At 70.4% G+C, this 13240-nt stretch carries 11 protein-coding genes; 5 read left to right on the forward strand and 6 right to left on the reverse strand.

All coding sequences use genetic code 11. The annotated features are described in order from the left end of the window. Window positions 1-26 precede the first annotated feature (26 nt). From OQ968_RS05190 to OQ968_RS05205, 4 genes are all read right to left on the reverse strand, one after another. Window positions 27-1385 carry a maltokinase N-terminal cap-like domain-containing protein gene (locus OQ968_RS05190; RefSeq protein ID WP_324675416.1) on the reverse strand — a complete coding sequence of 453 codons (1359 nt, stop codon included), beginning with the start codon at window positions 1383-1385 and terminating at the stop codon, window positions 27-29. Further along, the gene (gene treS / locus OQ968_RS05195; RefSeq protein ID WP_324675418.1) at window positions 1382-3154 is read right to left on the reverse strand and encodes a maltose alpha-D-glucosyltransferase; all 1773 of its coding nucleotides are present in this window, start codon (window positions 3152-3154) and stop codon (window positions 1382-1384) included. Before treS ends, OQ968_RS05190 begins: the two co-directional genes overlap by 4 nt. A gap of 109 nt (window positions 3155-3263) precedes the next feature. Further along, window positions 3264-4334 (reverse strand): S1C family serine protease, encoded by a 1071-nt coding sequence (locus tag OQ968_RS05200; RefSeq protein ID WP_324675420.1) that lies wholly within the window; start codon window positions 4332-4334, stop codon window positions 3264-3266. 94 nt (window positions 4335-4428) lie between these two features. After that, window positions 4429-4893: a nuclear transport factor 2 family protein gene (locus OQ968_RS05205; protein WP_324675422.1), complete on the reverse strand. Its 465-nt coding sequence runs from the start codon at window positions 4891-4893 to the stop codon at window positions 4429-4431. 30 nt (window positions 4894-4923) lie between these two features. Here OQ968_RS05205 and OQ968_RS05210 point away from each other — a divergent pair, with 30 nt between their 5' ends. The 3 genes from OQ968_RS05210 to OQ968_RS05220 all read left to right on the forward strand — a co-directional run bounded on the left by OQ968_RS05210 (window position 4924) and on the right by OQ968_RS05220 (window position 8191). Further along, on the forward strand, window positions 4924-5337 hold the full coding sequence (locus tag OQ968_RS05210) for a TIGR03668 family PPOX class F420-dependent oxidoreductase (RefSeq protein ID WP_324675424.1): 414 nt from the start codon (window positions 4924-4926) through the stop codon (window positions 5335-5337). Window positions 5338-5483: 146 nt separating this feature from the next. After that, window positions 5484-7631 carry an elongation factor G-like protein EF-G2 gene (locus tag OQ968_RS05215; RefSeq protein ID WP_324675426.1) on the forward strand — a complete coding sequence of 716 codons (2148 nt, stop codon included), beginning with the start codon at window positions 5484-5486 and terminating at the stop codon, window positions 7629-7631. Window positions 7632-7636: 5 nt separating this feature from the next. Then, entirely contained in the window at window positions 7637-8191 is a 555-nt protein-coding gene (locus OQ968_RS05220) for a DUF2231 domain-containing protein (RefSeq protein ID WP_324675427.1), read from the forward strand. On the opposite strand, the gene OQ968_RS05225 is transcribed toward OQ968_RS05220, so the two are convergent. Next, complete coding sequence (locus OQ968_RS05225) at window positions 8107-9690, reverse strand: FadD7 family fatty acid--CoA ligase (RefSeq protein ID WP_324675429.1); 1584 nt, start codon at window positions 9688-9690, stop codon at window positions 8107-8109. The genes OQ968_RS05220 and OQ968_RS05225 overlap by 85 nt on opposite strands. 184 nt (window positions 9691-9874) lie before the next feature. Between OQ968_RS05225 and oxc the strand changes: the two genes are divergently transcribed. Further along, window positions 9875-11590, forward strand: a complete 1716-nt coding sequence (gene oxc / locus OQ968_RS05230; protein ID WP_324675432.1) for an oxalyl-CoA decarboxylase — start codon at window positions 9875-9877, stop codon at window positions 11588-11590. Window positions 11591-11614: 24 nt separating this feature from the next. Here oxc and OQ968_RS05235 read toward each other — a convergent pair whose 3' ends face one another. Continuing rightward, complete coding sequence (locus OQ968_RS05235) at window positions 11615-12271, reverse strand: isochorismatase family cysteine hydrolase (protein ID WP_324675433.1); 657 nt, start codon at window positions 12269-12271, stop codon at window positions 11615-11617. A gap of 165 nt (window positions 12272-12436) precedes the next feature. Here OQ968_RS05235 and OQ968_RS05240 point away from each other — a divergent pair, with 165 nt between their 5' ends. After that, window positions 12437-13192, forward strand: coding sequence for a L,D-transpeptidase (locus tag OQ968_RS05240; protein WP_324675435.1), 756 nt, complete (start codon window positions 12437-12439; stop codon window positions 13190-13192). Window positions 13193-13240 lie beyond the last annotated feature (48 nt).

Below are 13240 nucleotides of genomic sequence, written 5' to 3' on the forward strand. Positions count from 1 at the left end.
CGCCGGTGCACGCAGCGAGGACGAGGTCAGGCGGTGGTGAGCCGCGCGATGGACCGCAGCGGGATCGGCAGCCACCCGGGCCGGTGCCGCGACTCGTAGCCGGCCTCGTAGACCGCCTTGTCGAGCTCGTAGGCCGCCAGCAGCAACGCCGAATCCCGCGGGTCGGTGCCCGACCCGGCGGCGTAGCCGTCGCAGAAGGCGGTCCGGTTGCGCTCCACCCATTCGCGGGCGCGGGCGGCCAGCTGCTTGTCCGTGTTTTGAGAGCCCTGGTCCACCAGCTGCCCGTAGGCGGCGTACTCGAACGAGCGCAACACCCCGGCCACGTCGCGCAGCGGCGAGTCCGGCGCCCGGCGCTCGTCCAGCGGCTGACCCGGCTCGCCCTCGAAGTCGATCAGCAGCCAGCTCTCCGGGGTGCGCAGCACCTGGCCCAGGTGCAGGTCGCCGTGTATCCGCTGCACGGTGATCGTCTCGCCGGCGAGCTTGGCGAACCGCTGCTCGATCGTGGGCGCGTACTCCTGCAGCTCCGGAACCAGCGCCACGGTCGACGACAGCCGCGCCAGCACGTTGTCCAGCGGGAAGGTCACCTGCGCGGTCCCGAGGCACTCGGCCAGGGTGGCGTGCACGGATGCGACGGCCTCGCCGAGCCGGTTCGACTCGCCGGCGAAGTCGCCGCCGACCTCGTGGGCGTACAGGTCGCCCTCGGCGAACAGGTCCCGGACGCTGGCGGTGGCCATCGCCCAGCCCTCGGCCGCGTTGGACGCGAACTCGGTGACCATGCCCAACGGGCACGTCTGGTCGCCGAACACGTCGGGCGCGTCGATCTCGTAGGTGCCCAGCAGCCGGGCCACGTGCGGGTTGCCGGCGCGACCCAGCGCCCGGTTCAGTTCGATGTCGGGGTTGATGCCGCTGCTGACGCGGCGGAACACCTTGAAGATCGCGTCCCGGTCGAAGATCACGCTGGTGTTGCTCTGCTCGGCGTCCGAGACGTGCGGCATGGCCTCGAGCGGCAGTTCGACGCCGGGCTCCTTGACGAAGCGCAGCTGCGCGCCGGACGCGTCGCGCTCGGCCGACGAGTCGATCAGCGACAGCAGAAACCGCGGCGCGTCCTCGTCGTAGAGGGCGTCGAACCCGGTCCGGTCGTCGGCGGCGCCGATGGTGGCCACGGTGCTGTATTCGGACAGCGGCGCGAAGTCCCACCCGACGATCACCTGGTAGCGGTCCGCGGAACCGTTGGAGTAGTGCGCGTCGACCAGGACCAGGTCGAGATCCTCCCGGAGCCCGACGACGACCCCGGCCTCGGCGGAGACCAGTTCCCGGTTGCGGCCGGCGTACCAGCGTTGCTGCGGCAGCCACTCGGACCAGGGCAGCTTGTGCGGGGAAGTCATGCGTTCTCCTCGGACGGGGACAGCTGGAACCAATAGAACCCGTGTCCCGGCAGGGTCAGCAGGTAGGGCAGGTGCCCGATGCGTGGGAATTCCACGTGCCCGGTCAGCTCAATCGGGGTGTACCCGCTCCAGTGCTGCAGGCTCAGCTCGATGGGCTGCGGAAAGCGCGACAGGTTGTTGACGCAGAGCACGGTGTCGCCGTCGTCGGCGGCCTGGCGCACGAAGGCCAGCACCGACGGGTTCGACCCGCCCAACTCCTCGAAGATGCCGATGGCGAAGGCGTTGTGCCGGCGCCGCACCGACAGCATCATGCGGGTGAAGTTGAGCAGCGACGTCGAGGTGTCGCGTTGGGCCTCCACGTTGACGGCCTGGTAGCCGTAGACGGGGTCCTGGCTGGGCGGCAGGTAGAGCCGGCCGGGGTTCGCGGTGGAAAAGCCGGCGTTGCGGTCCGGCGTCCACTGCATCGGGGTGCGCACCCCGTCGCGGTCCCCCAGCCAGATCACGTCGCCCATGCCGATCTCGTCGCCGTAGTAGAGGACGGGTGAGCCGGGCAGCGACAGCAGCAGCGCGGTGAACAGCTCGATCTGGTTGCGGTCGTTGTCCAGCAGCGGCGCCAGCCGGCGACGGATCCCGACGTTCGCCTTCATCCGCGGGTCCTTGGCGTACTCGGAGTACATGTAGTCGCGCTCTTCGTCGGTGACCATCTCCAGCGTCAACTCGTCGTGGTTGCGCAGGAAGATCCCCCACTGCGCCAGGTCGGGGATCTCCGGCGTCTGCGCCAGGATCTCCGAGATCGGGAACCGGGACTCCCGGCGGACCGCCATGAAGATGCGCGGCATCAGCGGGAAGTGAAACGCCATGTGGCATTCGTCGCCGCCGGTGCTGGGGTCGCCGAAGTACTCGACCACGTCGGCCGGCCACTGGTTGGCCTCGGCCAGCAGCACCCGGCCGGGAAACTCGTCGTCGACGACCTTGCGGACCCGCTTGAGGAACGCGTGCGTCTCGGGCAGGTTCTCGCAATTGGTGCCCTCCCGCTCGAACAGGTAGGGCACCGCGTCTAACCGAAACCCGTCGATGCCGAGTCCGAGCCAGAAGCGGATCACGTCGATCATCGCTTCTTGCACGCCCGGGTGGTCGTAGTTCAGGTCCGGCTGGTGGGAGAAGAACCGGTGCCAGTAGAACTGGCGGCGGACCGGGTCGAACGTCCAGTTCGACTCCTCGGTGTCGACGAAGATGATCCGCGCGTCGGTGTAGCGCTCGCTGGTGTCGCTCCACACGTAGTAGTCGCCGTACGGCCCATCGGGATCGCGGCGCGACTCCTGAAACCACGGGTGCGACTCGGAGGTGTGGTTCATCACCAGGTCGGTGATCACCCGGATCCCCCGCTCGTGGGCCGCGTCCAGCAGGTCGACGAAGTCGTCGACCGTCCCGAACTCGGGCAGCACCTTGTAGAAGTCCCGGATGTCGTAGCCGCCGTCGCGCAGCGGGGAGTCGTAGAACGGCGGCAGCCAGATGCAGTCGATCCCGAGCCACTGCAGATAGTCCAGGCGGTCGATGAGCCCCCGCAGGTCACCCTGCCCGTCCGCGTCGGCGTCCCGGAAGGCCCGGACCAAGACCTCGTAGAACACCGCGTGCTTGAACCACGTGGGGTCGGCGGGCAATGCGGCGGCATTGTCGAAATCCTCGACGTCCGGATGCTCGACCACGCCGCCCTCGACGCGACTGCCCTCCGCGGGATCGTGCTCGACAGCGTCTCGTGCGTCGTTCATCGCTTCCACGATGCCACGTGTACCCGAGGCGCGACTTCGGGAACCACCCGGGCAAACTCGCCGGGCGGCAACCGAATTAGCGAGCCGCCCGGCGATACCCGTGCGCGGGTCAGGCCGGGGGCCCCTCCGCCGCCGTCACGTTCACGGTGCGCTCTCCGACGCCGTTGCTGCGCAGGTGCACGGCGAGGGTGTCGCCCGGGTGATGCGGGACGAGCGCCTCCGTCATCGCGGTGGCCCCGTTGATCGCGACGTTGTCGAGGCCGACGATGACGTCACCCGGCACGATCCCGGCCGCGGCCGCCGGACCGGTCGCGACCACGCGCTCGACCCGCGCGCCGTTGCCGCCGTTGTCCATCACGCCCAGGCCGAGGAAGGCCGTCGGCCCGATGTGCACGGTGTTCGACCCGGCGCCCGACCGGATCTGGTTGGCGACCCCCATCGCGGTGCCGATCGGAATGGCGAACCCCTGGCCCTTGGACATCTTGTAGCTGTCGGTGGCGGCGGTGTTCATGCCGATCACCTGCCCGTTGCCGTTGACCATCGGCCCGCCCGAGTCGCCCGGCCTGATCGGCGCGTCGGCCTGGATCAACCCGCCCAGCGTCTCGTTGGCGCCGGTGAGGGTGTCGGTCGCCGAGACGGTCTGGTTGAGCGCGACGACCTTGCCGGCCACCGCGCTGGGCGTCCCGCCCTGGCCACCGGCGTTGCCCAGCGCGACGATCGGGTCACCGATCGCGACGCCGTCGCCGATGTTGGCGGCGGGCAGGCCGCCCCCGCCGCGCAGCTGCAGGACGGCGACGTCGGCTGTCCGGCTGTAGCCGATCACGTCGACGCCGTAGGTCTGCCCGTTGCCGACGGCGAACGCGCTGATGTCGGTGGCGCCCGAGATCACGTGGTTGTTGGTCAGCACGACGCCGCCCGGATCGATGACGATGCCGGTTCCCGCCCCGACGGCGTTGTTGTAGCCGAACTTGGTGCTGATGTCGACCACCTGCGGCCCGACCTGGCCGACCACCGACGAGGGATCGAGCGGTAGCAGCGGGCTGTCGGCGAACCGGTCGAGCGGCGCGGCGGGCGGGCCGGCGGCCGCGGGCACCGTCGCCAGGCTCAGGCCCAGTCCGACCACGGCCAGCACGCTGACCAACCATGACCACCAGACCGAGCGGTGGTGCCCTTTGCTCATCCCGTTACCTCCTGCGTCGCGGTGCGAACCATAATCGGCCCAGGCTCCGGGTCTGGGCGGCCTTGATTAACCCGTATAACCGTAATGCAGGTAGCTATGCGCGCGGTGAGGATCCCGGCGCGGGCGCGATGGGGTGGGCGAGGTGGCGGCTGACGTCGCCGACCATGTCGATCAGGGTCAGGTCGCGATAGCAGAACCGCCACCGGCCGTCGACCCGCTCGAATCGGTCGTGGTAGCGGCCGGTCACGATCGTCTGCGGCGCGGCCGGGTCGGTCTGCTGCAGCACCGTGTAGTAGCTGCGGCAACTGGCGGTGCCGGCTTCCTCGTCCACCTCGACGATCGGGTTGGTGGTGACGTGCTTGGTTCGGGGCGTCCCGTCGGCGTGCAGCACGATCAGCGACTTCCAGATGTCCAGCAGCTGCGCGGCGTCGACGGTCTCCTCGGCGCCCACCCGGATGCGGGCGTGCGCGAAGAGCTCGGCCGCGGCCTCGAGGTCGCCGGCGTCGATGCATTCGGCGTAGCGGTACAGCAGGTTGGTGATCTGGGTTTCCGCCAGCATGCGGTTAACCTAGGCCCCTAGGCTGGCGTGGTGGGCGAATTCGACCCCAAGGCCAGGTTCACGTCATCCGCGGTGGCCCGGCTGGCCACGGTCGCGCCCGACGGCACGCCGCACCTGGTGCCGGTGGTGTTCGCGCTCGGGGACGACGCCGACGTCGTCTACACCGCGGTCGACGCGAAGCCGAAAACGACGCGGCGGCTGCGCCGGCTGGCCAACATCGAAAGCAATCCGCGGGTCAGCCTGCTCGTCGACCACTACGCCGACGACTGGACGCGGCTGTGGTGGGTCCGCGCCGACGGTGTCGCCGCGATCCATTCCGGCGGGGACGCGATGCGCACCGGGTATCGGCTGCTGCGCGCGAAATACCCTCAGTACCAATCCGTTCCGCTGGACGGTCCCGTCATCGCGGTCACGGTGCACCGCTGGGCGGGCTGGCACGCCTGACGGGCCGGCCCGATTGTGGTCGGCCCGTGGCCTTGTATTGGGCGGCCGTTGGGGGAAAAGTTGCGTACGCGGCCTGTGGGCCAGAACACACTGAGACACGCCGCGCGGACCTAAGCCCGGAGATAGTCCCAGAGAAGGAGAAAACCATGGCCGACAGAGCAGGCGCTCCCCAGGGCGCGGGAGCGGCTCCGACTGCGGACGGCCCGAGCGCCGTCCGAAACGTGGTTCTGGTGGGGCCGTCGGGGGGCGGCAAGACCACCCTCGTCGAGGCGCTGCTGGTCGCCGGCGGGGTGCTGAACAGGCCGGGTTCGGTCACCGAGGGCACCACGGTCTGCGACTTCGACGAGGCGGAGATCCGGCAGCAGCGCTCGGTGGGCGTCGCGGTGGCATCCCTGTCGCACGACGGGATCAAGGTCAACCTGATCGACACGCCGGGCTACGCCGACTTCGTGGGCGAGCTGCGGGCCGGGCTGCGCGCCGCGGACTGCGCGCTGTTCGTGATCGCCGCCAACGAGGGCGTCGACGAGCCGACCAAGTCACTCTGGCAGGAATGCAGCCAGGTCGGCATGCCGCGGGCGGTGGTCATCACCAAGCTCGACCATGCCAGGGCGAACTACCAAGAGGCGCTGACCGCCGCGCAGGAAGCGTTCGGCGACAAGGTTTTACCGCTTTACCTGCCGACGGGTAACGGACTGATCGGCCTGCTGTCGCAGACGCAGTACGAGTACACCGACGGCACGCGGACGACACGCTCTCCGGATGAGTCGGACGCCGACCGGATCGAGGAGGCGCGCGGCACCCTGATCGAGGGCATCATCGAGGAATCCGAGGACGAGTCGCTGATGGAGCGCTACCTCGGCGGCGAGACGATCGACGAATCGGTTCTGATCGACGATCTGGAAAAGGCCGTGGCCCGGGGCTCGTTCTTCCCGGTGATCCCGGTGTGCAGCGGCACCGGCGTCGGCACCGTGGAATTGCTGGAGATCGCCACCCGCGGCTTCCCGTCCCCGCTGGAACACCCGCTGCCGGAGGTCTTCACCCCCCAGGGCGCTGCGCACACCGCGCTGGCCTGCGACGCGAACGGGCCGTTGCTCGCGGAGGTGGTGAAGACGACGTCGGACCCCTACGTCGGCAGGGTCAGCCTGGTCCGCGTCTTCTCCGGAACCATCAAGCCCGACGCGACGGTTCACGTGTCGGGCCACTTCTCGTCCTTTTTCGGGGGGTCCAACGGGAGCAGCAACACCCACCCCGACCACGACGAGGACGAGCGCATCGGGGTCCTGTCGTTCCCGCTGGGCAAGCAGCAGCGCCCGGCGTCGGCCGTGGTGGCCGGTGACATCTGCGCGATCGGCAAGCTCAGCCGCGCCGAGACCGGCGACACGCTCTCGGACAAGTCCGAGCCCCTGGTGCTGCGGCCCTGGACGATGCCGGAGCCGCTGCTGCCGATCGCCATTCAGGCGCACGCCAAGGCCGACGAGGACAAGCTGTCCGTCGGGTTGGGCCGGTTGGCCGCCGAGGACCCGGCGCTGCGGATCGAGCAGAACCAGGAGACGCATCAGATCGTGCTCTGGTGCATGGGCGAGGCCCATGCCGGTGTCGTTCTCGACGCGCTGGCCAACCGGTACGGCGTCACGGTGGACACGATCGAGCTGCGGGTGCCGCTGCGGGAAACCTTCGCCGGCAAGGCGAAAGGCCATGGGCGCCACATCAAGCAGTCCGGTGGGCACGGCCAGTACGGGGTGTGCGACATCGAGGTGGAACCGCTGCCGGAGGGCTCCGGGTTCGAGTTCGTCGACAAGGTGGTCGGCGGGGCGGTGCCGCGGAATTACATCCCCAGCGTGGAGAAGGGCGTCCGCGCGCAGATGGAGAAGGGGGTGCACGCCGGGTATCCGGTGGTCGACATCAGGGTCACGCTGTACGACGGGAAGGCGCACAGCGTCGACTCGTCGGACTTCGCGTTTCAGGCCGCGGGCGCGCTGGCGCTGCGTGAGGCGGCGGCCGCGACGAGGGTGATCCTGCTCGAGCCGATCGACGAGATCTCGGTGCTGGTGCCCGACGATTACGTCGGCGCGGTGATGGGCGACCTGTCGAGTCGCCGCGGCCGCGTGCTCGGCACCGAGGCCGCCGGGCACGAGCGCACGGTGGTGCGGGCCGAGGTGCCCCAGGTCGAGCTGACCCGGTACGCGATCGACCTGCGCTCCCTGGCGCACGGGGCGGCGTCGTTCACCCGTTCGTTCGTCCGCTACGAACCCATGCCGGAATCCGCGGCCGCCCGGGTGAAGGCCTCCGCCTGATCGTCATGACGACGGTCAACGGGCTCCCGGCGCACATCCTGCTCAACCATTTCGTCGTCGTGCTGGGCCCGCTGACGGCGATCCTGGCGATCCTGTGCGCGCTGTGGCCCGCCGCGCGGCGACGGCTGATCTGGCTGGTGCTGCTGCTGGCCGTGATCACCCTGGTGTTGACCCCGCTGACCACCGGCTCGGGAATGTGGTTGCGCGACAAGCTCGGTCCCTCCCCCGCGATCAGCAAACACCAGGAACTCGGCGAAACGCTGATCTACCTGGTGGCGGCGCTGGCGGCCACCGTGATCGTGCTGGCCGGCGTGCACGTCCGCCAGGCGCGCGGGCGCACGGTGAAGTTCGCGCTGCACGCCGTGCTGGGGCTGCTGGTGATCGCGGCCGCGGTGGCGACGCTGGTGCAGAGCTATCGCGTCGGCGAATCGGGTGCGCGGGCCGCGTGGGGAACCACCGCCTCGGCCGCCTCGGCTCAGGCCCTGCGGCCGAACTGTTCGGCGACGGCGCGGCGGTCCAGCGAACCCTTTGCGGTGTGCGGCAATTCGGCGGCCACCTGAAACTCCGCGGGCACCTCGAACGCCGCCAGCCGCTCGCGGCAGAACACCGCGAGCTCGGCCGGGGTCGGCGCGGCGGGCTCGCGGGGCACGATCACCGCCGCCACGGTCTCCCCGTACATCTTGTCCGGCACGCCGAACACGGCGGCCTCCATGACGCCGGGATGGCCGGCCAGCACGCCCTCCACCCGCTCCGGCGAGATCTTCTCGCCGCCCCGGTTGATCAGTTCCTTGATCCGGCCGCGGATGGTCAATTCGCCCGTCGCCGAAAGGGATCCGAGGTCGCCGGTGCGCAGCCACCCGTCGGTGAAGTTGGCCGCCGTTATCGCCGGGTCGCCGAGGTAGCCGCGCACCACGGTGGGGCCGCGCAGCCAAACCTCCCCGACGGCCTCGGCGGGCAGGGGCCGTCCGTCGGGTCCGCTGATGCGGATTTCGGGCCCCGTCGACCGCCCGACGAGACCCGTTGTCGCCGCGGGGTTTTCGGTGTCATCGATGCCGGTGGTGGCCACCTGGTGCGTCGCCTCGGTCATGCCGAACGCGCACACCACCGGCGCCGAGAACTCCTTGTGCAGCGCCTGCGCCGTTTCCGGGGTGAGCGGGGCACTGCAGCTGCGGATGAATCGCAACGCGGCTCGCCGGCTTGCGGGCCGGCCGGGCTCGGCGCGCTCCAGCAGGATCTGGTGAATCGTCGGGACCGCCGTGTACCAGGTGGCCCCGACGGCGTCGACGTCGTCGGCGAACGTGTGCGCCGAGAAACGCCCCCGCGCGGGCAGCAGCACCGTGCCCCCGGAGGCCAGCGTCGACAGCAGGGCGGCGAGCAGTCCGTGGCCGTGGTACAGCGGCATCACCGCGACGGTCGCGTCCCCCGGGCCGAGCCGGTAGCCGGCGACGATGGCCCGCACCGAGCCGGCGATGTTCCCGCGCGTCCAGGGGACCATCTTCGGCACGCCCGTGGTGCCGCCGGTGAACATGATCATGGCGTCGTCGTCGCGGAGGCCCTGGGGCGTCGAGACGCCGCGCGCCGGCGCCGCGGCCGCGTCCAGGCCGACCTCCGCGGAGTCGTTTCGGGCGGTCACCGCGACCGGCCAGCACCGCAGCGCCGGTTCCGCGTCGTCGCCGGCGCCGCGGCCGTCGTCGACGAGCACCACCCGCACGCCGGCGGCCTCGCACCGGGCGCGCTGCTCGGCGACGGGCAGGGCCGGGTCCAGCGGGACCGCGACGAGGTCCGCCCGCGACGCCGCCAGCAGCCCGACGACGAATTCGGCGTTGCTGGCCGCGCGCAGCGCGACCCTGTCGCCCGCGGCCAGACCGCCCAGCTTCAGCCGCCGGGCCAGGTCGTCAACCAGCCGCATCAGGTCGCGGTAGCCGATCGGTGTCCGGTCGGCGGTGACCACGAGCGCCGGCGCGTCCGGGCGCCGGGACGCGGCGGCCTCGACCAGGTCGGCGACGCGCGGGTCCGCGGATTCGCCGGGCGGTTTCGCCGTGAACTGGTCGGACGTCATCGCCACGCTCCCTCCGCTGTCCCTTGTGCGACCAACGCACCTCATCGCACCATGCCGCGCCGGTTGCCCGTTCGTCCAATACCCAGCCGCGCACGCCGGATAATCGTCGGCTATCGAACGTCTTGGACACCCGCGGGGCCGGTGGACCACAGTGGTGACACGGCACGCGAGAGGAGCCGCCACCATGACCACCGCTTCGGCACGCTTGACCGACGGCTTCCACCTCGTCGTGGACGCCCTCAGGGCCAACGACGTGGACACCGTGTACGGGATCGTCGGCATCCCGATCACCGACCTGGCCCGCACCGCGCAGGCGTCGGGCATCCGCTACATCGGGTTTCGGCACGAGGCCTCGGCGGGCAACGCGGCCGCGGCCGCCGGGTTTCTCACCCAGCGGCCCGGGGTGTGCCTCACGACGTCCGGGCCCGGTTTCCTCAACGGCCTGCCCGCGCTGGCCAACGCCACCACGAACTGCTTCCCGATGATCCAGATCTCGGGGTCCAGCGACCGCGCGGCCGTGGACCTGCAGCGCGGTGACTACCAGGACCTCGACCAGCTCAGCGCCGCAAGGCCTTTCGCGAAGGCGGCGTATCGGATCGGCCGCGTCGAGGACATCGGCCGCGGCGTCGCGCGCGCGATCCGCTCCGCGGTCTCCGGCCGCCCGGGCGGGGTGTACCTCGACATTCCGGGCGAGATCCTGGGCCGGGCCATGGACGCTTCCGCCGCGGCGGACACGATCTGGCGGGTCGTCGACCCCGCACCCCGCCAGCTGCCGGCCCCCGACGCGGTCGACCGCGCCCTCGACGTGCTCGCGGGGGCGCGGCGACCGCTGGTCGTGCTGGGCAAGGGCGCGGCGTACGCGCGGGCCGACGGCGCGATCCGAGAGTTCGTGGAGGCCAGCGGAATCCCGTTCCTGCCGATGTCCATGGCCAAGGGACTGCTGCCCGACTCGCACCCGCAGTCCGCCGCGGCCGCGCGCTCGCTGGCCCTCGCCCGCGCGGACGCGGTGCTGCTGGTCGGGGCGCGGCTCAACTGGCTACTCGGCCAGGGGGATTCGCCGCCCTGGGCGGCCGACGCCAAGTTCGTGCAGGTCGACATCGCGGCATCGGAGTTCGACAGCAACCAGCCGATCGCGGCGCCGCTGGCCGGCGACATCGGGTCGGTGATGGCGGCGCTGCGCGACGGCCTGGCCGCCCGGCCGATCGCCGTGCCCGCGGAGTGGACGGGCGAGCTCGCCGAGCGCCGGGCCGACAACGACGCGAAGATGCGCCGGCGCCTGGCCGAGGAGACGCACCCGATGCGGTTTTACGGCGCGCTCGGCGCCATTCGCGCCGTGCTCCGGGATCAGCCGGATGTCTATGTGGTCAACGAGGGAGCCAACGCGCTCGATTTGGCCCGCAACGTCATCGACATGGAGGTGCCGCGGCACCGGCTCGACACCGGCACCTGGGGCGTGATGGGCATCGGGATGGGCTACGCCATCGCCGCCGCGGTCGAAACCGGCGGGCCCGTCGTCGCGATCGAGGGCGACAGCGCGTTCGGTTTCTCCGGCATGGAAGTCGAGACCATCTGCCGGTACCGGCTCCCGGTGACGGTGGTGATCCTGAACAACGGCGGCGTCTACCGCGGCAGCGAATCGGCCGCCGGCAGCGACCCGGCACCCACCGTGCTGAACGCCGGTGCGCGGCACGAGCTGATCGCGGAGGCGTTCGGCGGCAAGGGATATCACGTCGCCACGCCCGCGCAGCTGCGGTCGGCGCTGGCCGAGGCGCTCGCCTCGGCCGGCCCGTCGGTCATCGACTGCGAACTCGACCCGGCGGCGGGCGTGGAAAGCGGTCACCTGTCGAACCGCAACCCCGCCAGCGCGGCCACACCGCCACCGGTCAACGCCGGCGGGTGATCCCCAGTTGACGGAAGAGCACCGCTAGCAGACCAGCCAATCCAGCGTCTCGGGCAGGGTTCGCACGTCCACCCCGATGGCACGGCATTCCTGGACGCCGCGGTCATACAGGCCGGACATCGCGTCGGAAACCAGCACGATCCGGAAGTCGCGTTCGGACGCCTCGTAGATCGACGTTCGGGGGCAGTTCGGAAAGTTGCACCCGGCGAAAACCAGTGTGTCAACCCGGCTTTCGCGCAGGTGCCGTTCGAGACCGGTGGCGTAGAACGCGCCCCACCGCGACTTGTACATCACGTGTTCGACGGCGCCGATCCGCTGCAAGCCCCCGGCCAGCAGCAATTCATGGTCCAGCTCAACGACTTTGGGCAACAACTCGGGGGCGATCTGCGAGCCGGCGCTGCCGGGCACGGCCATCCGCGCACCCCGCTCCACCGCCTCCCGCCGCACCGCGTCCACGTTGGACCCGTCCGGTCGGTACAGCCGGACGACATGCACGATCGGGAGGCCGCGTCCGCGGAAGGCCGTCGCCAGCTTGGCCATTGCCGGGATCGCCGCGTGCGTGCCGGCAACCGGCATCGCGGCGTCGTGCCCGGGGATGTCCAGGAAATCCCGCTGCACGTCGATCAGCACCAGCGCGGCCGAGCGCGCCATGGGACGCGTGTAGCGATCGTTTGCCGTCATGCCGCTCCCTCGCCGCCCTCCCTCGTGACGGGACCGAACTCAACAGGTAGTCGGATCGTTATCGTGACGGCCCGACGGGCCGCCATTGTTTGCTAAAACCCGCAACGGGTAGATCGTCAGTAGAATACCGTTGTGTTGATCGCACCATCTCGAAGGGCGGAGGCCATGCGCCGTACGGTTCGTTATCTGTTCGTTATGGTGGCGATCACGGGCCTTGGCGTGCTGGGCAGCGGCGCCCGCAGCGTCGCCGCGGTCCCGCTGCCCCAACCGATTCCCGCGGTTGCCCAGGTTTTGCCGGCCGACGGCGCGGTGGTGGGCGTGGCGCACCCCGTGGTGGTGACGTTCACCGCGCCCGTCACCGATCGCGTTGGCGTCGAACGGACCATCCGCGTCACCTCGCCGAGCAACGTGCCGGGACACTTCGAATGGGTCGACAGCAATGTCGTGCAGTGGGTTCCGAACCGCTACTGGCCCACCCACAGCCACGTCTCGGTGGGTGTGCAGGCGTTGACGACGGGCTTCGACACCGGTGACGCGTTCCTCGGCGTCGCCAGCCTTTCCTCGCACACCTTCACCGTCAGCCGCAACGGCGAGGTGCTCCGCGAGATGCCGGCGTCCATGGGCAAGCCGTCCCGCCCGACGCCGATCGGCAACTTCTCCGCGCTTTCGAAGGAGCGCACGGTGGTGATGGACTCCCGGACCATCGGCATCCCGCTGAGTTCCCCCGACGGATACAAGATCACCGCGTCGTACGCGGTGCGCGTCACGTGGAGCGGTGTCTATGTGCACTCGGCCCCGTGGTCGGTCGACTCGCAGGGCCATGCCAACGTCAGCCACGGGTGCATCAACCTCAGCCCGGACAACGCGGCCTGGTACTTCAACAACGTGAACATCGGCGACCCCATCGAGGTCGTGACCTGACGGCCTGAGCGAGCGGGGGCTTGCGGCCGCAACGGTTTGATTCGCCTG

Origin of the sequence: Mycobacterium sp. 663a-19 (assembly GCF_035616495.1) — a bacterium.
GTDB lineage: Bacteria > Actinomycetota > Actinomycetes > Mycobacteriales > Mycobacteriaceae > Mycobacterium.

Bases quoted from the DNA above. Each gene is read 5' to 3' on its own strand.
- OQ968_RS05190 (WP_324675416.1), bottom strand. From the start codon at position 1,385: ATGACTTCCCCGCACAAGCTGCCCTGGTCCGAGTGGCTGCCGCAGCAA.
- treS (WP_324675418.1), bottom strand. From the start codon at position 3,154: ATGAACGACGCACGAGACGCTGTCGAGCACGATCCCGCGGAGGGCAGT.
- OQ968_RS05200 (WP_324675420.1), bottom strand. From the start codon at position 4,334: ATGAGCAAAGGGCACCACCGCTCGGTCTGGTGGTCATGGTTGGTCAGC.
- OQ968_RS05205 (WP_324675422.1), bottom strand. From the start codon at position 4,893: ATGCTGGCGGAAACCCAGATCACCAACCTGCTGTACCGCTACGCCGAA.
- OQ968_RS05215 (WP_324675426.1), top strand. From the start codon at position 5,484: ATGGCCGACAGAGCAGGCGCTCCCCAGGGCGCGGGAGCGGCTCCGACT.
- OQ968_RS05220 (WP_324675427.1), top strand. From the start codon at position 7,637: ATGACGACGGTCAACGGGCTCCCGGCGCACATCCTGCTCAACCATTTC.
- OQ968_RS05225 (WP_324675429.1), bottom strand. From the start codon at position 9,690: ATGACGTCCGACCAGTTCACGGCGAAACCGCCCGGCGAATCCGCGGAC.
- oxc (WP_324675432.1), top strand. From the start codon at position 9,875: ATGACCACCGCTTCGGCACGCTTGACCGACGGCTTCCACCTCGTCGTG.
- OQ968_RS05235 (WP_324675433.1), bottom strand. From the start codon at position 12,271: ATGACGGCAAACGATCGCTACACGCGTCCCATGGCGCGCTCGGCCGCG.
- OQ968_RS05240 (WP_324675435.1), top strand. From the start codon at position 12,437: ATGCGCCGTACGGTTCGTTATCTGTTCGTTATGGTGGCGATCACGGGC.